Consider the following 22242-nt stretch of genomic DNA (forward strand, 5'->3'; position numbering starts at 1 on the left):
GGCGGCGCTTGCCGCGGCAGACGGGGCGGCGCTGGCGGCCGCCGATGAGGCGACACACGACGCGCCGGCGCAACCGGAAGCAACCGAGCCGAACGGGCACGAGATCGCGTCGTCGCTTTCCGGTCGCGACGCGGCTGAAGCAGACGCGCCGCAGCCGGCGTCCGACGTGGCCGACGAGCCGGCCGCCGTGGCGCACGTCATCGATGGCCATGACGTTCAGCCGGCGCCGACGCTGGTCTGGGACGACGAGCCGCGCACGGTCGCGGATGCGCCGGCGCCTGTCGCCCCGGCGCCGAGCGCCGAATTCCCGAGCGACGCGATTGCCGCGCTCGACAGCCTCGACATGCCGCTGCCGCCGCGCGCGACCTCGGACGGTGAGATGGCGTTCGGGGCGTTCAGCTTGAATGCGCCTCATGATGCAACTAACGGTCTAGCCCATCCGCTCCCTCCGAATGAGGGTCGTATCGCTCCCGCGAGCGCCGCCGACCTGACGGCCATGCAGGACGACGAGCTGCCGCCGCTCGACGCGGACGACGAGCAGGGCTCGACGCTTCCGCCGCTGAGCCTGACGCCGCCCCCGGCGCCGCTGGGCGGCGCGCAGTTCGGCGTGCTGAACCTCGATTTCGACCTGGACCTGCCGGCGAGCCCGAGCGCCGTGCTGCCGGCGCTGTCGCCCGAGACGCTCGCGAAGATCGCGCACAACAAGCTCGATCTCGCGTCCGAATATGTCGAGCTGGGCGATCTGGCGGGCGCGCGTACGCTGTTGCAGGAGGTGGTCGAGGCCGGCCACGCCGGCACGGCCGACGAGGCGCGCGTGCGGCTCGCGAAACTCGCCGAATTGTCGTGATGCGGATCGCACTCGGCATCCAGTACGACGGCGCCGCGTTCTGCGGCTGGCAATCGCAGCCGCACGGCAAGACCGTGCAGGATGCGCTCGAGCGCGCGCTCGCGGAATTCGCCCAGGCGCCGTTGCACACCACGGTCGCCGGGCGCACCGATACCGGGGTGCATGGTCTCGGCCAGGTCGTGCATTTCGACACGATGCTCGATCGCACCGAGTTCTCCTGGGTGCGCGGCACCAACGCGTTCCTGCCGTCGACGGTCGCGGTGCAGTGGGCGCGGGCGATGCCGGACACGTTCCACGCGCGCTTCGCCGCCTTCGAGCGCACCTATTACTACGTGCTGTACGTCCACCCGGTGCGCTCGCCGATGCTGTCGGGGCGAGCCGGCTGGGTGCATACGCCGCTCGATGTCGACGCGATGCGCGAGGCGGCCGCCTGCCTGATCGGCGAGCATGACTTCTCGGCGTTCCGCTCGTCGGAATGCCAGGCCAAGACGCCCGTCAAGCATCTGTACCAGATCGACATCCGGCGCGACGCGGCCGGTGCCGCGGGTGCGCGCCACGAGGGCAGCTTCATCCATTTCCGATTTCGCGCCAACGCATTCCTGCATCACATGGTGCGCAACCTGATGGGTTGCCTGATCGCGGTCGGGCGCGGCCGCTATCCGGCCGGCTGGCTCGCCGAGGTGCTCGCGAGCCGCGACCGGAATCAGGCCGCGCCGACCTTCATGCCGGAGGGCCTGTATCTCGCGCACGTCGGCTATCCGGCGGAATTCGCGGTGCCGCCCGCGCAACTCGGCAGCGTCCCGTGGAGCGGGGTGTGGGCCGACCTGGACCTGCAATCATGACCGATACGTCTCTCGATTCCTCCGTTCCGGGCGCCGTCGCGTCGGGCGCCGCTGCGTCGGGCGCCGCCGCGTCGGGCCGCACCCGCATCAAGCTGTGCGGGCTGTCGCAAGCGGCCGATGTCGATCATGCGGTGGCGCTCGGCGCCGACGCGATCGGCCTCGTGTTCTACCCGAAGAGCCCGCGCGCGGTCACGCCGGCCCAGGCGGCCGAGCTGGCGCGCCGGGTGCCGCCGTTCGTGACGCTGGTCGGCCTGTTCGTCAACGCGGACGCCGACACGCTCGCGCGCGTCGCGGACCAGGTGCCGCTGTCGCTGCTGCAGTTTCACGGCGACGAGACGCCCGAGCAGTGCGCGTCGCTCGCGCAGGCCGCTCGGCTGCCCTGGCTGCGCGCGCTGCGCGTTGGCAGTACGACGCGGGCCGCCGATTTGCTAGAATCATCACTTAACTATTCGGCAGCCCGCGGCCTCCTGTTCGACACGCTCGTCGAAGGCTATGGCGGCGGCGGCAAGGTATTCGATTGGTCACTTATTCCCGAAGAGCTCGCGCATCGGGCCGTTTTGAGTGGTGGCTTGAACGCGCAAAACGTCGGTGATGCGATTCGCCAGCTGCGCCCGTTTGCGGTCGATGTCTCGAGCGGCATCGAAGCGCCGGGCGCGAAGGGCGTGAAGGATCACGCCCGCATGGCTGCGTTCGTGCGCGCAGTGCGCGACGCGGACGCCCAATGACGCCAGCCGGTGCGTGACGCCGGGCCGCAGCGCCCGTGCGCCGCACCGCAACCCGAGAGTGACATCATGTACAACCTCCCAGATGATCGCGGCCATTTCGGCCCCTATGGCGGCGTGTTCGTCGCCGAAACGCTGATTCACGCGCTCGACGAGCTGCGCGCCGCCTACGAACGCTTCAGCGTCGATCCGGAATTCGTCGCCGAATACCAGCGCGAACTCAAGCACTTCGTCGGCCGTCCTTCGCCGATCTACCACGCGCAGCGCTGGAGCGAGATGCTCGGCGGCGCGCAGCTGTACCTGAAGCGCGAGGACCTGAACCACACCGGCGCGCACAAGGTGAACAACGTGATCGGCCAGGCGCTGCTCGCGAAGCGGATGGGCAAGCGCCGCGTGATCGCCGAGACGGGCGCGGGCCAGCACGGCGTGGCGACCGCGACCATCGCCGCGCGCTTCGGCATGGAGTGCATCGTCTACATGGGCTCCGAGGACGTGCGCCGCCAGGCCGCGAACGTCTACCGGATGAAGCTGCTCGGCGCGACCGTGGTGCCCGTCGAATCGGGCTCGCGCACGCTGAAGGACGCGCTCAACGAGGCGATGCGCGACTGGGTCACGAACATCGAGAACACCTTCTACATCATCGGCACGGTCGCCGGCCCGCATCCGTATCCGATGATGGTGCGCGACTTCCAGCGCGTGATCGGCGACGAGTGCAAGGTGCAGATGCCCGAGCTGGCCGGCCGTCAGCCGGATGCGGTGATCGCCTGCGTTGGCGGCGGCTCGAACGCGATGGGCATCTTCTATCCGTACATCGACGATCGCGACGTGCAGCTGATCGGCGTCGAGGCGGCGGGCGACGGGCTCGACTCGGGCCATCACGCGGCCTCGCTGATCGCCGGCAGCCCGGGCGTGCTGCACGGCAACCGCACCTACCTGCTGCAGGACGCCGACGGCCAGATCATCGAGACCCACTCGGTGTCGGCGGGCCTCGACTATCCGGGCGTCGGCCCCGAGCACGCGTGGCTCAAGGACAGCGGCCGCGCGCAGTACGTCGGCATCACCGACGAGGAGGCGCTGAAGGCGTTCCACGACTGCTGCCGGATCGAGGGCATCATCCCGGCGCTCGAATCGAGCCATGCGATCGCGTATGGCGCGAAGCTCGCGCCGACGCTGCCGAAGGATCGGATCCTGCTCGTCAACCTGTCCGGTCGCGGCGACAAGGACATGCACACGGTCGCCGAGCGATCGGGCATCGTGCTCTGAAGCCCGCTCCGATGCGCGACCTGATCGACGAACCCGGCGGCGGCGCGGCGAGCCCGGCGCTGGCCGAGCCGTGCGCGCTGCCGAACGGCATCGCGTTGTTGAACCGCGATTTCCTGACCGATGCGGCGAACCTGCCGGATGCGTCGATCGACCTGATCGTCGCCGATCCGCCCTACGGGCTCGGCAAGGATTACGGCAACGACTCCGACAAGCGTTCGGGCGATGATCACCTCGCCTGGACCCGTGCGTGGCTCGAGCTGGCGATCCCGAAGCTCAAGCCGAGCGGGTCGCTGTACGTGTTCTGCACCTGGCAGTACGCGCCGGAGATCTTCAGCTTCCTGAAGACGCGGCTCACGATGATCAACGAGATCATCTGGGACCGGCGCGTGCCGAGCATGGGCGGCACGACGCGCCGCTATACCTCGGTGCACGACAACATCGGGTTTTTCGCGGTGTCGAAGGGCTATTACTTCGATCTCGATCCGGTCCGCATCCCGTACGACGCCGATACGAAGAAGGCGCGCTCGCGCAAGCTGTTCGAGGGCAGCAAGTGGCTCGAACTCGGCTACAACCCCAAGGACGTCTGGTCGGTCTCGCGCCTGCACCGGCAGCACGCGGAGCGCGTCGACCATCCGACCCAGAAGCCGCTCGAGATCGTCGAGCGGATGGTGCTCGCGAGTTGCCCGCCGGGCGGCCGCGTGCTCGATCCGTTCATGGGCAGCGGCACGACCGCGGTGGCTTGCGCGCGCCAGGGGCGCGACTTCGTCGGCTATGAGATCAACGAAAGTTATTGCGCGATCGCGCGCGAGCGCGTGTGCGCGATCGCCGCGCCGGCCGGCGGCGCGTAAGCGGCCGCCGCGCGCCGGTCGCGCGGACGATGACTTTTTATGGGTTAGGAGTAGGCGCTGAAGCGCCAACGCCTATCGACTACCTTGTATGGGACCGGAGTAAGCGCTAAAGCGCTGACTCCGGTCGACAACCTTGTATGGGATAGGAGTAAGCGCTGAAGCGCCAACTCCTATCGACAAAGGAACTTTGCCATGTCCCGTATCCAGAACACTTTTGCAGCACTCGCAGCACAGGGCCGGAAGGGCTTGATCCCGTTCATCACCGCCGGCGACCCCGATCCCGCGAAAACCGTCGATTTCATGCACGCGCTCGCCGCAGGCGGCGCCGACGTCATCGAGCTCGGCGTGCCGTTCTCCGATCCGATGGCGGACGGCCCCGTGATCCAGCGCGCCTCGGAGCGCGCGCTCGCGCGCGGCGTCACGCTGCGCAGCGTGCTCGAGGACGTGCGCCGGTTCCGCGAGCGCAACGACACGACCCCGGTCGTGCTGATGGGCTATGCGAACCCGATCGAACGGATGGGCGTCGCGGCGTTCGCCGACGCGGCCAAGGCGGCCGGCGTCGACGGCGTGCTGGTGGTCGACTATCCGCCCGAGGAAGCCGATGTCTTCGCCGCCACGCTGCGCGAGGCAGGTATCGACCCGATTTTCCTGCTGGCGCCGACGTCGACCGACGCGCGCATCGCGGAAGTGGGCAAGATCGCGAGCGGCTACGTGTATTACGTGTCGCTGAAAGGGGTGACCGGCGCCGGAAATCTGGATGTTTCGAGCATTGCGGGTAAAATCCCGGCCATCAAGTCGCGCGTGCCGGTTCCGGTGGGCGTCGGCTTCGGCATCCGGGACGCCGCCACGGCGCGCGCGGTGGCCGAAGTGTCGGACGCCGTCGTGATCGGCAGCCGCCTCGTGCAATTGCTCGAGGAGACCGCGCCGGAAGGCGCCGTCGCCGCGCTGCAGGCGTTTGCCGCCGAGCTGCGCGCGGCGCTCGACGGCGCGGCCCGCGCCACGGCGTGAGGCGCCGCGACCTTACGATTCACTGACGGAGAAGCCGGATGCGACGCGTCCGGCTTTCCCACGGAACAGGAAACCATACGATGAGCTGGCTCGACAAACTGTTGCCGCCGAAGATCAAGCAGACCGACCCGAAGAGCCGCAAGGGCATTCCCGAAGGGCTGTGGGTCAAGTGCCCGTCCTGCGAGGCGGTGCTGTATCGCAACGACGTGGAGGCGAATCAGCATGTGTGCCCGAAGTGCGACCACCACATGCGGATCGGCGCGCGCGAGCGCCTCGACGCGCTGCTCGATCCGGAAGGGCGCTATGAGATCGGCCAGGAGATCCTGCCGGTCGACACGCTGAAGTTCAAGGACAGCCGCAAGTATCCGGATCGTCTGAAGGAAGCGATGGACGACACCGGCGAGACCGACGCGATGGTCGTGATGGGCGGCGCGATCCACACGCTGCCGGTGGTGGCCGCGTGCTTCGAGTTTTCGTTCATGGGCGGCTCGATGGGTTCGGTGGTCGGCGAGCGCTTCGCGCGCGGCGCGCAGAACGCGCTCGAGCAGCAGGTGCCGTTCATCTGCTTCACGGCGTCGGGCGGCGCGCGCATGCAGGAAAGCCTGCTGTCGCTGATGCAGATGGCGAAGACGACCGCGATGCTGACCAAGCTGGCCGAGGCCAAGCTGCCGTTCATCTCGGTGCTGACCGATCCGACCATGGGCGGCGTGTCGGCGAGCTTCGCGTTCCTCGGCGACGTGGTGATCGCCGAGCCGAAGGCGCTGATCGGCTTCGCGGGCCCGCGCGTGATCGAGCAGACCGTGCGCGAGAAGCTGCCGGAAGGCTTCCAGCGCGCCGAATTCCTGCTGACCACGGGCGCGATCGACATGATCGTCGACCGCCGCAAGCTGCGCGACGAGATCGCCCAGCTGCTGGCGCTGCTCCAGCGCCAGCCGGCCGACGCGCTGGCCTGACGCCCGTTCCGCAACCCGTCGCGCGTCGCCCGGCCTTGCCGCCGGGCGGCGCGCGTTGTCTTTTCGCGTAAGCTTTCCGCTTCCCGGTTGAACTCGATGAGCACTTTTCCCACCCTCGACGCGTGGCTTTCCCATCTCGAAAGCGCGCATCCCGTCGGCATCGACATGGGCCTGACCCGCATCGGCCAGGTCAAGGACGCACTGAAGCTCGCGTTCGACTGCCCGGTCATCACGGTCGGCGGCACCAACGGCAAGGGTTCGACCTGCGCGTTCCTCGAGACGATCCTGACGCGGGCCGGCTATCGGGTCGGCTGCCACACCTCGCCGCACCTGCTCGATTTCAACGAGCGCGCGCGCCTGAACGGGCAGATCGTCGCCGACGCCGACCTGCTGCCGCATTTCGAGGCGGTCGAGGCCGCGCGCACGAGCCTGCCGGAGCCGGTGTCGCTGACCTATTTCGAGTTCACGACGCTGGCGATCATGCATCTGTTCGCGTCGCGCGGGCTCGATGCGGTGATCCTCGAGGTCGGCCTCGGCGGCCGGCTCGACGCGGTCAACATCATCGACGCCGATTGCGCGATCGTCACGAGCATCGATCTCGACCACGTCGAATACCTGGGCGACACGCGCGAGAAGATCGCCTTCGAGAAGGCCGGCATCTTCCGCGCGGGCAAGCCCGCGATCTGCGGCGATCCGGCCGTGCCGGCGACGCTCGTCGAGCACGCGGCGGCGATCGGCGCGGACCTGTGGCTCGTCGGGCGCGACTTCCGCTACGAGACGCAGGCGGGCAGCGAACGTCAGCAGTGGAGCTACCTGGGCCGCGAGAAGCGCTATCCGGCGCTTGCCTATCCGGCGCTGCGCGGCGCGAACCAGCTGATCAACGCGTCGGCCGCGCTGGCGGCGCTCGAGGCGCTGCGCGACCGGCTGCCGGTGTCGGCGCAGGACATCCGGCTCGGCCTCGCGAACGTCGAGCTGCCCGGCCGCTTCCAGGTGCTCCCGGGCAAGCCGGCCATCGTGCTCGACGTCGCGCACAATCCGCACGCCGCCGCCGTGCTCGCGCAGAATCTCGGCAACATGGGCTTCTTCCCGTACACCTACGCGGTGTTCGGCGCGATGCACGACAAGGACATCGCGGGCGTGCTCAAGCAGCTGAAAGGGGAGATCGACCACTGGTGCGTGACCGATCTGCCGCTGCCGCGCGCGGCCTCGTCCGCCGCGCTGGAGGCGGCGCTGCGCGAGGTGGGCGTCGAGGATGGACCCGATGCGGGCGTGACGCGCTGCGCGAGTCCCGCCGATGCGTTTCGCGATGCGCTAAAAAGGGCGTCCGACAATGATAGAATCGTGGTTTTCGGTAGCTTCCACACGGTAGCCGGCGTGATGGCCTATCGTAAATCGCAGCAACACTGACTGACGGGTAGTTTCGGACCAGCCATTCATGGGCATTTTCTCGTTCGGCAAAAAAGATGACGACGCGCCGGCTCGGCGCGGCTCGCGAACCGGTGGTTCTTCCCGGAACGTTCGCACTGAACGCGTGGAGCGGCGGCCTCGCCGCACCGAACAGCGCCCCGATGCGGACGCTTTTCTCCTCGATCCGACCCTTCCTGAAAAACAACGTGCGCGCCGGCGTCTCGTCGGCGCGATCGCGCTCGTGGTCGCGGCGGTGATCGTGCTGCCGATGGTGCTCGATTCCCATCCGAAGCCCGTGACCGACGACATCGCGATCGAGATCCCGAACCGGCCCGCGCATCAGGCGACCGCCGCGAGCGACGACGACGCGGCCGACGTGCAGGCGGGCGTCGCGCACGACGAGCCGCCCGCGGCCACCGCGCCCGCGCAGGCCACGCGCACCCAGGCGGCCGTCGCGCCGGCGCAGACGCAGGCGAACAAGCCGGCTGTCGCGGCGAACAAGCCGGCCGCCGTCGCGAACGTCGCGCCGCCGCCCGCGAAGCCGGCGGCCGCGGACCAGGCGCCCGTCACGGCCGCCGCGGGCGACGGCGACGCGTCGTCGCCGGCCTCGCCGCCGGGCGCGCGCTTCGCGGTGCAGCTGGGCGCATTCCCCGACGACGCGACGGCGCGCGCCTGGGCGACCAAATTGAAGGCGGCGGGCGTGCCGGCCTATGTCGAACATCGCAAGCAGACCGACGGGCGGACTTCCGCGCTGTTGCGGGCCGGACCGTTCGCCGATCGCGCCGCGGCGTCCGCCGCGATCGCCAAGGTGCGTGACGCGGGCCTGACCCAGTAATCCGCGATGCTGACTGCGTTCGACTATGCCGTCCTGGCGGTGATTGGCCTGTCCGCGCTGCGCGGCGCGTGGCGGGGTTTCGTTTCGGAAGTATTCGGGCTGATCGGCTGGATCGCGGCTTTTTTTATCGCATGCCGCTTTGTCGGCCTCGTGGTGCCCTATATTCCAGCTAACTGGCCGGGCGGCGCGTTGACCCAGTGGGTGATCGCCTTTGCGCTGCTCGTGATCGGCGTGGTGCTGGTGGCGGGCGTGGCCAATGCGCTGCTGTCGCGGATCGCGCAGGCGAGCGGCCTGGGCGGCGTCGACCGCTCGCTCGGCATGATGTTCGGCCTCGTGCGCGGCGTGCTGCTGGTGCTGCTGCTGGTCGCGGCGGCGGGCCTGACCGAATTGCCGAAACAGGATTTCTGGCGCGACGCGCTGTTGCGTCCCTTCGCCGAACAGGGTGTGCGCGAGCTGAAGCCGCTGCTGCCCGACGGACTGGCCGCGTACATACATCTGTAAGTGCGCGCACGACCGGGACCGAACCGATTTTGCATCCTTGAAGGACACATGCCATGTGCGGCATCGTAGGCGTTATCTCTCAATCCCCGGTCAATCAGCTGATCTATGACAGCCTGCTGCTGCTGCAGCATCGCGGTCAGGACGCGGCGGGCATCGCGACCGTGGACGGCAGCAACTTCCACATGCACAAGGCGAACGGCATGGTGCGCGACGTGTTCCGCACGCGCAACATGCGCAGTCTGCCGGGCACCCTGGGTATCGGCCAGGTGCGTTATCCGACGGCCGGGTCGGCGACGAGCGAAGCCGAGGCGCAACCGTTCTACGTGAACGCGCCGTTCGGCATCGTGCTCGCGCACAACGGCAATCTCACCAATTGGCAGCAGTTGAAGGACGAAATGTTCCGGATCGACCGCCGCCACATCAACACCAATTCCGACAGCGAAGTGCTGCTCAACGTGCTCGCGCACGAGCTGCAGCTCGCCACCTCGGGCCTCGAGCTCGATCCGGACGCGCTGTTCAAGGCGGTGTCGGGCGTGCATCGCCGGGTGCGCGGCTCGTATGCGATCGTGTCGCTGATCGCCGGCTACGGGCTGCTCGCGTTCCGCGACGCCTATGGCATCCGTCCGCTGTGCATCGGCAAGCAGGAAACCGCGCACGGCACCGAGTGGATCATCGCGTCGGAATCGGTCGCGGTCGAGGGCATCGGTTTCGAATTCGTGCGCGACGTGCAGCCGGGCGAGGCGGTCTTCATCGACCGGGACGGCAACTTCCACAGCCGCCAGTGCGCCGAGGCGCCGAGCCTGAATCCGTGCATGTTCGAATACGTGTACCTCGCGCGGCCGGATTCGTGCCTCGACGGCGTGCCCGTCTACAACGTGCGCCTGCGCATGGGCGACTACCTGGCCGAGAAGATCAGGCGCGAGCTGCCGAACGTGCCGATCGACGTCGTGATGCCGATTCCCGACTCGTCGCGGCCGGCCGCGATGCAGGTCGCCGCGAAGCTCGGCGTCGAGTATCGCGAGGGCTTCTTCAAGAACCGCTACGTCGGCCGCACTTTCATCATGCCGGGCCAGGCGGTGCGCAAGAAGTCGGTGCGCCAGAAGCTCAACGCGATGAGCATCGAGTTCAAGGACAAGCATGTGCTGATCGTCGACGATTCGATCGTGCGCGGCACCACCTCGCACGAGATCGTGCAGATGGCGCGCGACGCGGGCGCGAAGTCGGTGATCTTCGCGTCGGCCGCGCCGCCCGTGAAATTCCCGAACGTCTACGGGATCGACATGCCGACGCGCGGCGAGCTGGTCGCGCACGGCCGCAGCGACGAAGAGGTCGCGAAGATCATCGGCGCGGACTACCTGATCTACCAGGACGTCGGCGATCTGCGCCGCGCGGTGCGCGACATCAACCCGGCGCTCGACCATTTCGAGGCGTCGTGCTTCGACGGCGACTACATCACCGGCGACATCACGCCCGAGTACCTCGACATGATCGAGCGCGCGCGCCTCACGCCCGCGTCGCAGGCCGACCGCGACGCCAACGGCGACACGGTCCGCTCGCAAATGAACCTCCAGCTGTCGGTGGAGTGAGCGGCGCGCACCTGATCCGACAGGCGTGATACGATGCGGGCTTGCGTCGATTTGATATCAGCTTGCGGACGCGGGGCAACCCAAAACAGCTAAAGCGAAGGCCGGTACAGTCGCCGTCCCGAGTCGAACGCTGCCGCCGCCCCCAGAAGCCCGCTGATGCCGATGCATGAGCGGGCTTTTTTGTTGCCTCCACGCCCGGAAGGCGATTGGATACGGATGAACGGAACATGGACGATTCACTGAATTTCGACACGCTGGCCGTGCGCGCCGGCACGCTGCGCAGCGAATTCAACGAGCACTCGGAAGCGCTGTACCTTACGTCGAGCTTCTGTTTCTCGAGCGCGGCCGACGCGGCCGAGCGCTTCAAGAATTCCGAGGACTATTACACCTACTCGCGTTTCACGAACCCGACCGTCACGATGTTCCAGGATCGTCTCGCGGCGCTCGAGGGCGGCGAGGCGTGCATCGCGACCGCGTCCGGGATGGCCGCGATCCTGTCGGTGGTGATGGCCGCGCTGCAGGCGGGCGATCACATCGTCAGCTCGCGCAGCCTGTTCGGCTCGACGCTCGGGATGTTCTCGCAGATTTTCAGCCGCTTCGGCATCGAGACGACCTTCGTCGATCCGACCGACCTCGACGCGTGGCGCGCCGCGGTGCAGCCGCAGACCAAGCTGTTCTTCCTCGAGACGCCGTCCAATCCGCTCACCGAACTGGCCGACATCGAGGCGATCGGCGCGATCGCGAAGGGCGCGAACGCGCTGTTCGTGGTCGACAATTGTTTCTGCAGCCCGGTGCTGCAACAGCCGCTCAAGCTCGGCGCGGACGTCGTGATGCATTCGGCGACCAAGTTCCTCGACGGCCAGGGCCGCGTGCTCGGCGGCGCGCTGGTCGGCTCGCGCGCGTTCATCATGGAGAAGGTGTTCCCATTCGTGCGCAGCGCAGGGCCGACCTTGTCGGCGTTCAACGCCTGGGTGCTGCTCAAGGGCATGGAGACGCTGTCGCTGCGCGTCGAGCGTCAATCGGCGAGCGCGCTCGAACTGGCGCGCTGGCTCGAACAGCATCCGGCCGTCAAGCGGGTGTTCTATCCGGGCCTCGAATCGCATCCGCAGTACGCGCTCGCGCAGCGTCAGCAGAAGGCGGGGGGCGCGATCTTCTCGTTCGAACTCAAGGGCGACACGCCCGACGCACAGCGCGCGAACGCGTGGCGCGTGATCGACGGCACGCGGATCGTGTCGATCACCGGCAATCTCGGCGATACGCGCACGACCATCACCCATCCCGCCACCACGACCCACAGCCGCGTGACGCCCGAAGCGCGCGCGGCGGCGGGGATCAGCGACGGGCTGATCCGGCTCTCGGTCGGCCTCGAGCACCTGGACGACCTGCGCCGCGACCTCGCGCGCGGGCTCGACGCCTGACGCAGCCGGGCGCCCACCGCTGCCGGCGAGCCGGCAGCGGGCCGCGCAGCGCTAACGAGGCGCGTCGCGCCGCGCATCGTACATGCGGCGCAGCGTGGTTTCGAGCGGCGTGAGCGGCTGTGGGCCGATCAGCTCGCGCAGTTTCGCGCGCGACCCCACCAGCTGCCTGACCTCGTTGTCGCGCACGAGCGCCGGGTCGACCCGCACGTCGATCACGTAGCCGGCGATCCGCGCGAGCATCGCCAGCACCTCCTTCAGCGAATACGCGCGCTCCGAACAGACGTTGAACAGCTGTCCGGCGCTGGCGCTCGCATGCTCGATGAGCCGCACATAGGCATCGGCGACGTCGCCGACATCGGAGAAGTCGCGGCTCACGTCCAGATTGCCGAGCGTGATGCGGGCGTCGCCGCGCGCGTAGTGCGCGACGAGCTTGGGCAGCAGGTACGCATCGCTCTGGCCGACGCCGGTGTAGTTGAACGGGCGCGCGATCACGATCGGCAGTGCGTCGCTCCAGAGGCGCGCCGCGTATTCCATCGCGAGCTTGCTGACCGCGTAATCGTTGGCCGGTTGGGGCGGCGTACTTTCATCGAGCCGGTCCCGCCGCGTATTGCCGTAGACGTTCGCGCTGCTCGCGAGCAGCACCGCGCGCGGGCGCGTGGCGAGGCTCGCGAGCGCGGCGAGCAGGTTGCGCGTGCCGACCACGTTGACGAGATAGAGCGCGCGCGGGTCGCTGTGCGCGACGTGCGCGCACGCGGCCAGATGCACCACGACCTCCGGCTGCGCGTCCGCCACCGCGGCCTGCAGCGCGTCGAGATCGAGCAGGTCGGCGAAGCGGTGCGGATGGCGGCGCAACAGCGGATCGTCCAGATGCGTGCTGCCGGGCGCGACCATGCCCCACACCGCGTAGCCGGCCGCTTCGAGGCGCGCGGCGAGATGGCGGCCCGTGAAGCCGGCGAGGCCGGTCACGAGCGCGCGGCGCGCGCCGCCCTCAATACGATTCATGGCGCTGGTTCCGGGCCAGATCCGCGTCGACCATCATCCGGCACAGCTGTTCGAGCGTGGTGTCCGGCTGCCAGCCGAGCTGGTCGCGCGCCTTGTCCGCGCAGCCGATCAGCAGGTCCACCTCGGCCGGCCGGTAGAACTTCGGATTCACGGTGACCAGCACGCGCCCCGTCGCCACGTCGAGGCCGCGTTCGCGCTCCCCGCTGCCAGTCCATTCGAGCTGGTAGCCGGCCGCCGCGAACGCCATTCCCACGAAATCCCGCACGGTCTCGGTGCGCTGCGTGGCGAGCACGTAGGTGTCGGGCGTCTCCGCCTGCAGCATGCGCCACATGCCTTCGACGTATTCGCGCGCGTAACCCCAGTCTCGCTTGGCATCGAGATTGCCGAGTTCAAGCACCTGGGCCTGACCAAGACGGATCTTCGCGACGGTGTCGGTGATCTTGCGGGTGACGAATTCGCGGCCGCGCAGCGGCGATTCGTGGTTGAACAGAATGCCGCTGCAACCGAACAGGCCGTATGACTCGCGATAGTTGACCGTGGTCCAGTGTGCGAACAGCTTGGCGATTCCGTAAGGACTGCGTGGATAGAACGCGGTCCGCTCGGTCTGCGGAATCGCCTGGACCTTGCCGAACATTTCCGAGGTGGATGCCTGGTAGAAGCGCGTGCGCGGACTCACCACCCGGATCGCCTCGAGCAGGTTCAGCGTGCCGAGGCCGGTGACGTCGGCGGTGGTCCTGGGTTGATCGAACGAGACACCGACGAAGCTCTGCGCGGCGAGGTTGTACAACTCGTCGGCCTGCGCGGCTTCGAGCAGGCGCAGGCTCGAACCGGGGTCGGTGAGGTCGTGCTCGACCAGCGTGAGGCGCGGATGCTCGGCGACGCCCAGCTCGGCGATGCGCCAGAAGTTCACGGAACTCGTGCGGCGATAGGTGCCGGTCACCGCGTAACCCTTGTCGAGCAGCAGTTGCGTCAGATAGGCGCCATCCTGTCCCGATACTCCGGTGATGATCGCTTTGCGCGCGTGGGTCATGGCGGTTTCCTCGTCGAGTGATGGGAATGCGTCAGGCGCGCGTGCCGGCGGCATCCGGCAGGGAGGCAGGCGGCGCGCCGCGCGTGAGGCGGCGCTCGAAGGCGTGCCAGCTCAGGCTCGCGTAGCCGAGTGTGATGCCCAGCGCGAGCGCTGCGCTCAGGTAGCGGTTCAGCGGCAGCGTCCAGACCACGTACAGCACGCTCAGGTGAATCAGGTAGACCGTGTAGCTGACGGCGCCGAGATAGACGAGCGACGGCTGCGTCAGCACGCGTTGCACGAGCCCGCGGCCGCGCAGCGCGATCACGACGAGCGAGGTGCACAGCAGCAGCGACACGCTGTACAGCGTCGCATTCGACAGCGGCGTGTTGGCCGCGCGAAAGCGCGGATAGGCGAGGTGCAGCCCTGCAAGCAGCGCGAGCGCGACGCAGGCGAGCGCGAGCGCGGGACGGTAGAACCGCGCGAGCAACTGCCGGTCGTGCCGTTGCGCGAGCGCGAGCAGCGCGCCGGCCGCGAGCAGGTCCATGCGGAACGGCGTCAGGTAGTAGATCGGCCAGTACGAAGCGAACCAGGGCGTCGCCGCGGCGCGCAGCAGCGGCGCGGCGATGACGAGCCCGACGGCGACCCGTGCGAGCGCGCGCGGCGAGCAGGCGAGCACGACGAACGGCCAGAACAGATAGAACTGTTCCTCGACCGCGAGCGACCACAGCACGTTGAGGCTGTCGTGACCGATGCTGCCGAGCGACAGGCCGATGTTGGTCGAGAAGAACGCGTACCACGGCCAGTGCGCGAGCCAGCCGACGCCGAACAGCAGCGACGACACCGCGAGCAGCAGCAGATAGGGCGGCAGGATCCGCCGCGCGCGGCGCGCGTAGAAGTGGCCGAAGTACGGGAGCCCGCGCGCCTTGCGATCGAGCAGGATGCCGGTGATCAGGAAGCCGCTGAGGACGAAGAACAGGTCGACGCCGATCCACAGCGGCGCTTTCAGCGCATGCTGGCAGAACACCGCGAGCACCGCGAACGCGCGCAGGCCGTCGAGTTGCGTGATGCGTCCGGATTGCCGGGCGGGCGGGGCGAGAGGCAAGGGGCTGCTGGGCATGGTCGATTCCGTCCGCGGGCGTGAAGGCCGCGTCGCGCGGCCGGTCGGGATGCCGTCGAGGCATCGGGATTCGGCAGTCGGAATCGATTCTAGGAAAAAGAAATCGGCAAAAAAACGCGTGTAAAACGCCTGCAACGTCGCAAAAAATAAACCGGAGCGCGCGCAGTTCCGTTCGTTTTCCGTCGGCGCAAGCGCGTCGGCGTCGCGCGCGGTTCCGCGCACGGATCGTTACGGATCACGAACCGGCGCGCGCGCCGATGAACAATATTTGCGGATTTCTTGCGAATATTTTGCCGCTAACCTGCGTCCGATCGTTTGTAACCCCGATCGGCGAGGCGGCCCGACGCGATGGCCGCGCCGTGCCGCGTCCGCGCGGTGCGCGCTTCGCCGATCGTCGACGGCGGAGGCGCATTGCGGCGTTCGATACTGGCTCTCCTGGCGGGTGGCGTCGCGCTGCTCGCGGGCGGCGCGATGGCGGCGGCGCCCGTGCTGCCCGCGACCACGTCCTGGATCGGCAACACCTTCGGCTATGGCGACGGCGCCTGGACCCAGATCGACATCCGCGCGATCGCGGTGACGCCGGACGGCAAGGTCTACACGAACACGCCCTGGGACGAGAGCGGCGCGGAGGCGAGCGTCTACCAGGACGGCCGGATGCTCGGCTTCGCGGGCGGCACGCACGGCTGGGGCAATACGGGCGGCAGCGCGATCGCGGTCAATCGCCGCTATGCGTACGTCGCGATCGGCGTCGGCAACGAGAAGGGGCATCTCGTGAGCCCCGGGATCTGGCCGTCGAAGGGACGACAGTGGTACGGCATCTCGCGCCGCGCGCTCGGCGACCTGCGCACCGCCGCGCCGTTCCGCGCGGCCGGCGCGTCCGATCCGCGCGCGCGGCTGGCCGCGAGCTTCCTGGTGGTCAACGAGGTGCCCGTCGATACGCGGGCCGAGGTCGCGGGGCTCGCGGCGAGCGAGACGCTGCTGTACGCGAGCGATCCGCTGCATGACAGCGTCGCGGTCTACGACGCCGGGACCATGCAGAAGAAGACCGCCTGGGACGCGCACGAGCCCGGACGGATCGCGCTCGCGGGCGACGGCACGCTGTGGCTGCTCGCCGATACGCTGCACGGCCCGGCGCGGCTCGCGCACGTGCGCCCCGACGGCCGCCTGATCGACGACGCGCCCGCGCTGCCCGACGACGCGCAGGCCGTCGACGTGGCCGTCGATGCGCGCGGCCGCGTGCTCGTGGCCGACAACGGGCCGCGCCAGCAGATCCTGATCTACGCGAAGGCGGGCGAACGCTACGCGCCAGCCGCCACGCTCGGCGCGCGCGGCGGGATTTTCTCGGGCTATGCGGGGCGGCCGGGGCCGCAGCGCTTCAACGGGCTGACGGGCGTCGGCGTCGATCGCGCCGGCAACGTCTATGTCGCGATGAACGGCATCGGGCCGCGCCACGACACGATCGGCGCCGGGCTCGGCGCGGCGCTCGAGAGCTACGCGCCCGACGGCCGGCTGCGCTGGCAGGTGCAAGGCCTGTTGTTCGTCGACGGCGCGTGGATGGATCCCGGCCGGCCGAACAGCGTCTATACCGGCAACAAGCGTTTCGATCTCGACTTCTCGCGTCCGCCCGGCAAGGAGTGGACCTACGCGGGCTTCCTGTCGAACCGGTTCCGCTATCCGGACGATCCGGTCTTCCATACCGACCAGTGGCCGGGCATGCCGTTCGCGCGCCGGATCGACGGCCGGACCTTCCTGTACCTGACCGACATGTATGCCGACCACCTGAAGATCTACCGCTTCGATCCGAAGCGGGACGGCGAGACGGCGATTCCGGCCGGCCTGCTCGCGGGGCGCGCGCGGCCCGTCGACGCGGTGCCGAACCGGCCGCCCGGCGGCGACTGGATCTGGCGCGACGCGAACGGCAACGGCCGCTTCGACGACGGCGAGTTCGAGCTGAACACGAGCGGGCGCGGCATGGCGGGCGGCTGGGGCTGGTGGGTCGACACGGCGGGCGACATCTGGCGCACGAGCGACACGCGCGGGATCCATCGCTATCGCTACGGCGGGCTCGATCGCGCGGGCAATCCGATCTACTCGTACGCGAAGCTGACCACGTATCCGACGCCCGCGCCGTTCACCGAGCTGCGGCGCGCGCTGTACGAGCCCGCCACGGACACGCTGTACGTGACCGGCTACACCGCCGACCTGCCGCCGCAGCCCGGCATCACGAAGGAGGTCGGCCGGGTGCTCGTGCGCTTCGACAAATGGTCGACGGGGTCGCCGGTCGCGCGCTACACGCTGCCGCTGCCGTGGCGGCCGGACGCGAAACCGATCCTGACGCTGATCGGCCTGACGGTCGAAGGGCGCTATTTGTTCGCGGTCGAGCCGGTCGGCACCGTGCACGTCTACGACAAGGACAGCGGCAGGGAACTCGGCGTGCTGCGGCCCGGGCCCGAGGTCGGGCGCGCGTCGGGCTGGGTCGACGTGCCGTTCGGCATCAGCGCGTACCGGCGCGACAACGGGGAGTACCTGGTGTTCGTCGAGGAGGACGCGCGCGGCAAGGTGCTCATGTATCGCTGGAGGCCGCAATGAGCGGGAAGGGACGGCGCGCGCATGGATAAGGGGCTGCTCAGGAACGTCGCGATCAATTTCTGCGGGCTGGTGCTGCCGACCTTCGTCTCGCTCGTCACGGTGCCCGCGTACATCCGGGCGCTCGGCGTCGAACGCTATGGCGTGGTGAGCCTCGTCTGGACGCTGATCGGCTATTTCGGCGTGCTCGATCTCGGCATGAGCATGGCCGCGCAAAACCATATCTCGAAGGCGCTCGCGAGCGGCGACGCGCGACAGGGCGCGCAGGTGTTCTGGAGCGCGTGCTGGCTCAATCTCGCGACGGGCGTCGCGGGCGGCGTGCTGATCTATGCGGGCGCGTTCGTCTATACCGCGAGTTTTTCGTCGCTGCCGGCCGGCTTGCGCCACGAGGTGTACGGCGCGCTGCCCTGGCTCGCGTGCGCGATCCCGCTCGCGAACGTCTCGTGGGTATTCGCGGGTGCGATCAATGGCGCCGAACGCTTCGGCGTGTTCAACACGAACCAGACGATCGGGACCTTCCTGTTCCAGCTGCTGCCGCTCGGCGCCGCGTGGCTCGTCGCGCCGACGCTGCCGGTGGTGCTCGCGGCGGCGGTCGGCGCGCGCCTGATCGCGGCGCTGCTGCTCGGCGTCGCGAGCCTGCGCGTGCTCGGCATCCGCCGCGTGGAGCGGCCGCGGCTCGGCGTCGCCAAGGGATTGTTCAGCTTCGGCGGCTGGATGCTGATCGCGAGCACGGCGGGGACGATCGCCGACACGCTCGATCGCGTGATGCTCGGCGCGGCGCTCGGTGCGCGCTACGTCACCTACTACACGGTGCCGCAGAACCTCGTCACGCGCCTGAACATGCTGCCGAACGCGCTGGTGCGCACCCTGTTTCCGCGCCTGTCCGCGCTCGGCCGCGAGCACGCGGACGCGCTCGCGCGCCAGTCGCTCGAATGCCTGAACGCCGCGTTCACGCCGGTCGCGATCGTCGCGGTCTTCGCGCTGGAACCGTTCCTCGCGGTGTGGGTGGGCAGGGACCTCGCGACGCTGTCGGGCCCGGTCGGGCGGCTGCTCGTGATCAGCGTGTGGCTGGTCGGGCAGGCGAGCGTCACGCGGATCCTGATCCAGGCGCAGGTCAATCCGGCGCGCGCCGCCCTGGTCGGGCTCGTCGAACTGCCGTTCTTCATCGCCGCGCTCGCGTACGGAATCCACGCGTTCGGCCTGACGGGCGCAGCGGTGGTCGTGGCCGGGCGCGCGCTGCTCGACTATCTCGCGCTGCTGTACCTGTCCGCGATCCGGATGCGATCGATCGTGCTCGACATGGCGGCGCACCTCGCGTTCCTGCTCGCGAGCCTGTATCTCGCGCCCGCGCTGCCCGGCATTCCGGCCGCCGCGATCGGGTGCGCGGCCGTCGCGGCGGCGAACCTGGCGTGGTCGTTCACGACGACGCCCGGCCTGCGCGCGTGGGCGCGCGCGGTGCTCGGGCGTCTCCATTCGAGGAAAAGCGCATGAACCGCGATCTCGCAGCATCCGCGTTGTTTCCGGCCGCGCCCGGGGCCGCCGCGCCCGCCGGCGTCGATGCGCCCGCGCTGCCGCGGACGGCCGAGCGCCCGTTGCGCGTGGCGATCGTGCATGACTGGCTCGTGACCTATGCCGGCGCCGAGCGCGTGCTCGAACAGATCATCGCGTGCTTCCCGAGCGCCGACCTGTTCAGCCTCGTCGATTTCCTCGACGACCGCCGCTGCCTGCGCGGCCGGCCCGTGACCACCTCGTTCATCCAGCGCCTGCCGTTCGCGCGCACCCGCTATCGCAGCTACCTGCCGCTGATGCCGCTCGCGATCGAGCAACTCGACGTATCCGCGTACGACCTCGTGATCTCGAGCAGCCATGCGGTCGCGAAAGGCATCCTGACCGGGCCGGACCAGGTGCATGTGAGCTACGTGCACTCGCCGATCCGCTACGCGTGGGACCTCCAGCACCAGTACCTGGCGCAGTCGCAGCTCACGCGAGGCCTCAAGTCGTACGCCGCGCGGGCGATCCTGCACTACATCCGCAACTGGGACAGCCGGACCGCCAACGCCGTCGACGGGTTCGTCGCGAATTCGGCGTTCATCGCGCGCCGCATCCGCAAGGTTTACCAGCGCGATGCGGCCGTGGTGTTTCCGCCGGTGGATGTCGACGCGTTCTCGCTCCACGCCGACAAGGAGGATTTCTACCTGACTGCGTCGCGGATGGTGCCGTACAAGAAGATCGATCTCATTGTCGAGGCGTTCGCCAGGATGCCCGCGCGCCGGCTGGTCGTGATCGGCGACGGTCCCGAGATGCGGAGGATCCGCGCGAAGGCCGGCGCGAACGTCGAGATCATGGGCTATCAGCCGTTCGCGGTGCTGCACGACCGGATGCGGCGCGCGAAGGCGTTCGTGTTCGCGGCCGAGGAGGATTTCGGGATTTCCGTGGTCGAGGCCCAGGCCTGCGGCACGCCGGTGATCGCGTATGGGAAGGGCGGCGCATTGGAGACCGTGCGCGACGCGGCGTCGGAGCCGCGGCCGACCGGCCTGTTCTTCCCGACCCAGGACCCGGCCGCGATCGCGGCCGCGGTCGAGGCCTTCGAGCGGCACGCGCCGCGTTTCGAGCCGGCGGCCTGCCGGGAGAACGCGGAACGTTTCGCGACCGCCTGTTTCAGGGAGCGCTTCGTCGAGCAGGTCGAGCGCCTCGTGCCGGATGCGCGGCGGCGCGCGCGCCCGCTGCCCGCGCCACGGGGCGCGCCGCCCGGTGGGCCGCGGCCGAGGGTGCTGGTGCTGGATCAGAGCGGCGTGCTGGGCGGCGCGGAGTTGTCGCTGCTCGACGTCGCCGCGAGCCTGGGCGGGGCCGCCGACGTGCTGCTGTTCGACGACGGGCCGTTTCGCGACGCGCTCGCCGAGGCCGGGGTGCGCGTCGAGGTGCTGGCCCGTCCGGCGCTCGCCGGCGCGCGCAAGCAGGGCGGCTTGCCGTGGCGCGCGCTCGGCGCGCTCGCGTCGCTGGTGCGGGCGGTCGCGCGGCGCGCGCGCGATGCGGAGGTGATCTATGCGAATACGCAGCGCGCGATGGTGGTGGGCGCGCTCGCGGCGCGGCTCGCGCGCCGGCCACTCGTCTGGCACGTGCGCGACATCGTCAGCGATGCGCATTTCGGCGCACGCCAGCGGTTTCTGATCCGTCAATGCGTGCGGCGCGGCGTGACGCGGGTGATCGCGAATTCGGCGGCGACCGCACAGGCGTTCCTCGCGCTGACCGGGTTCGACGCCGAGGCGGTGGAGGTCGTGTTCAACGGCATCTCGGCCGAGCCGTTCGTCGCGCTGGAACCGGTGCGACAGGCGGCGCTGCGGGTGCGCTTCGGCTTGCCCGAGGGGGCCTGGCTCGTGGGCTCGTTCAGCCGGCTGGCGCGCTGGAAGGGGCAGCACGTGCTGCTCGAGGCCGCGCGGCTGGATCTTGAGCTGCACGTCGTGCTGGTCGGCGCGCCGCTGTTCGGCGAGGATGCGTATGCGGCGGAACTGGAGGCGTATGTCGCGTGCCACCGGCTCGGTGCGCGCGTGCATTTTCTGGGTTTCCAGCGCGATATCGCCGCGTGCATGAAGGCGGTCGACGTCGTTGCGCATACGTCGATCACGCCGGAGCCGTTCGGGCGCGTGATCGTCGAGGGGATGCTCGCGAAGCGGCCGGTGGTGGCCGCGCGCGCGGGCGGCGTGATGGAGATCGTCGAGGACGGCGTCGACGGCTTGCTGTGCGAGCCGGGCGACGCGGCGGCGCTGGCCGGCGCGCTGGCCGGGCTGCGCCGCGACGCGCGGCTGCGTGAGCGTCTGGTTGAGAACGGCTTCGAGACGGCGCTGCGGCGCTTCGGGCGCGAGGCATATGTCGAGCAGGTCGAGCGGATCCTCGTGGAGACGGCGCGCGGGCAGTGACGGCCTGAAGCGCGCGGGGTGGTGCGCGTGGGCCGGATAGGGCGAAGGGGCCGTGTTGGCCTCGCGATGCAGGCCGCGCGTGCGGCGCGTGGCTGGCCAGGGGGCGATCGATTGGGACGCGGCGTGAGTGGCGCGTTGACGGCTCGCGAAGGGGCGGCGGCGATTTCCCGGGAGGCGGCCTGCGCGATGCAGGGGTAGGGGCGCGTCCGGGTGGTTGATCGAGGGTTTTCGAATCCACTTCCCGAGCCGATCCCTGAGCGATCCCTGAGCGGTTCCCGGGGCCGATCCCTGGGCCGATCCCTGGGCCGGGACCTGTCCGGGATTTTGTGGGCGGGGCATATCATGAGAGGTAAAAGTCATGGATATGCCGATGCCGAAAAAACG

The 22242-nt window shown here is 69.2% G+C and carries 18 protein-coding genes; 15 read left to right on the top strand and 3 right to left on the bottom strand.

Annotated features, from left to right (window positions below; translation table 11 throughout):
- From AC1RQF_RS15310 to AC1RQF_RS15365, 12 genes are all read left to right on the top strand, one after another.
- Positions 1 to 847, top strand: an 847-nt coding sequence (locus AC1RQF_RS15310) for a FimV C-terminal domain-containing protein (RefSeq protein ID WP_492872383.1), incomplete at its 5' end; no start/stop codon positions are given.
- Positions 847 to 1689 (top strand): tRNA pseudouridine(38-40) synthase TruA, encoded by an 843-nt coding sequence (gene truA, locus AC1RQF_RS15315; protein WP_492872384.1) that lies wholly within the window; start codon positions 847 to 849, stop codon positions 1687 to 1689. The genes AC1RQF_RS15310 and truA, both read left to right, overlap by 1 nt.
- Complete coding sequence (locus tag AC1RQF_RS15320; RefSeq protein WP_492872385.1) at positions 1686 to 2414, top strand: phosphoribosylanthranilate isomerase; 729 nt, start codon at positions 1686 to 1688, stop codon at positions 2412 to 2414. The genes truA and AC1RQF_RS15320 overlap by 4 nt, the downstream gene beginning before the upstream one ends.
- Positions 2415 to 2480: 66 nt before the next feature.
- Positions 2481 to 3674: a tryptophan synthase subunit beta gene (trpB, locus tag AC1RQF_RS15325; protein WP_273996461.1), complete on the top strand. Its 1194-nt coding sequence runs from the start codon at positions 2481 to 2483 to the stop codon at positions 3672 to 3674.
- Between the two features lie 11 nt (positions 3675 to 3685).
- A complete protein-coding gene (locus tag AC1RQF_RS15330) occupies positions 3686 to 4522 on the top strand; it encodes a DNA-methyltransferase (RefSeq protein WP_273996460.1) in 837 nt (278 codons plus the stop codon).
- 192 nt (positions 4523 to 4714) lie between these two features.
- Entirely contained in the window at positions 4715 to 5530 is an 816-nt protein-coding gene (gene trpA / locus AC1RQF_RS15335) for a tryptophan synthase subunit alpha (RefSeq protein WP_492872386.1), read from the top strand.
- 80 nt (positions 5531 to 5610) lie between these two features.
- On the top strand, positions 5611 to 6483 hold the full coding sequence (gene accD / locus AC1RQF_RS15340; RefSeq protein WP_273996458.1) for an acetyl-CoA carboxylase, carboxyltransferase subunit beta: 873 nt from the start codon (positions 5611 to 5613) through the stop codon (positions 6481 to 6483).
- A gap of 96 nt (positions 6484 to 6579) precedes the next feature.
- Positions 6580 to 7890 carry a bifunctional tetrahydrofolate synthase/dihydrofolate synthase gene (gene folC / locus AC1RQF_RS15345; protein ID WP_273996457.1) on the top strand — a complete coding sequence of 437 codons (1311 nt, stop codon included), beginning with the start codon at positions 6580 to 6582 and terminating at the stop codon, positions 7888 to 7890.
- Positions 7891 to 7918: 28 nt separating this feature from the next.
- The gene (locus tag AC1RQF_RS15350) at positions 7919 to 8725 is read left to right on the top strand and encodes an SPOR domain-containing protein (RefSeq protein ID WP_492872387.1); all 807 of its coding nucleotides are present in this window, start codon (positions 7919 to 7921) and stop codon (positions 8723 to 8725) included.
- Positions 8726 to 8731: 6 nt separating this feature from the next.
- On the top strand, positions 8732 to 9226 hold the full coding sequence (locus tag AC1RQF_RS15355; protein ID WP_273996455.1) for a CvpA family protein: 495 nt from the start codon (positions 8732 to 8734) through the stop codon (positions 9224 to 9226).
- 53 nt (positions 9227 to 9279) lie between these two features.
- Positions 9280 to 10812: an amidophosphoribosyltransferase gene (gene purF, locus AC1RQF_RS15360; RefSeq protein ID WP_273996454.1), complete on the top strand. Its 1533-nt coding sequence runs from the start codon at positions 9280 to 9282 to the stop codon at positions 10810 to 10812.
- 227 nt (positions 10813 to 11039) lie between these two features.
- Complete coding sequence (locus AC1RQF_RS15365; RefSeq protein WP_273996453.1) at positions 11040 to 12230, top strand: O-succinylhomoserine sulfhydrylase; 1191 nt, start codon at positions 11040 to 11042, stop codon at positions 12228 to 12230.
- Positions 12231 to 12281: 51 nt separating this feature from the next.
- Here AC1RQF_RS15365 and AC1RQF_RS15370 read toward each other — a convergent pair whose 3' ends face one another.
- Genes AC1RQF_RS15370 through AC1RQF_RS15380 form a run of 3 tightly spaced genes read right to left on the bottom strand, consistent with a single transcriptional unit; the run spans position 12282 to position 15358 of the window.
- Positions 12282 to 13232 carry an NAD-dependent epimerase/dehydratase family protein gene (locus tag AC1RQF_RS15370; protein WP_492872388.1) on the bottom strand — a complete coding sequence of 317 codons (951 nt, stop codon included), beginning with the start codon at positions 13230 to 13232 and terminating at the stop codon, positions 12282 to 12284.
- The gene (gene gmd / locus AC1RQF_RS15375) at positions 13219 to 14262 is read right to left on the bottom strand and encodes a GDP-mannose 4,6-dehydratase (RefSeq protein WP_273996451.1); all 1044 of its coding nucleotides are present in this window, start codon (positions 14260 to 14262) and stop codon (positions 13219 to 13221) included. The genes AC1RQF_RS15370 and gmd overlap by 14 nt, the downstream gene beginning before the upstream one ends.
- Before the next feature lie 31 nt (positions 14263 to 14293).
- Positions 14294 to 15358: an acyltransferase family protein gene (locus AC1RQF_RS15380; RefSeq protein ID WP_492872389.1), complete on the bottom strand. Its 1065-nt coding sequence runs from the start codon at positions 15356 to 15358 to the stop codon at positions 14294 to 14296.
- Between the two features lie 471 nt (positions 15359 to 15829).
- Between AC1RQF_RS15380 and AC1RQF_RS15385 the strand changes: the two genes are divergently transcribed.
- From AC1RQF_RS15385 to AC1RQF_RS15395, 3 genes are read left to right on the top strand one after another with little or no spacing between them, the layout of a single operon-like run.
- Positions 15830 to 17947 (top strand): NHL repeat-containing protein, encoded by a 2118-nt coding sequence (locus AC1RQF_RS15385; protein ID WP_492872399.1) that lies wholly within the window; start codon positions 15830 to 15832, stop codon positions 17945 to 17947.
- A 21-nt stretch (positions 17948 to 17968) separates the two neighbouring features.
- Positions 17969 to 19435, top strand: coding sequence for an oligosaccharide flippase family protein (locus AC1RQF_RS15390; protein ID WP_492872390.1), 1467 nt, complete (start codon positions 17969 to 17971; stop codon positions 19433 to 19435).
- Positions 19432 to 21858 carry a glycosyltransferase family 4 protein gene (locus AC1RQF_RS15395; protein ID WP_492872391.1) on the top strand — a complete coding sequence of 809 codons (2427 nt, stop codon included), beginning with the start codon at positions 19432 to 19434 and terminating at the stop codon, positions 21856 to 21858. The genes AC1RQF_RS15390 and AC1RQF_RS15395 overlap by 4 nt, the downstream gene beginning before the upstream one ends.
- The last annotated feature ends 384 nt before the right edge of the window (positions 21859 to 22242 follow it).

It is taken from the genome of Burkholderia sp. GW821-FHT14F03 (assembly GCF_058803765.1).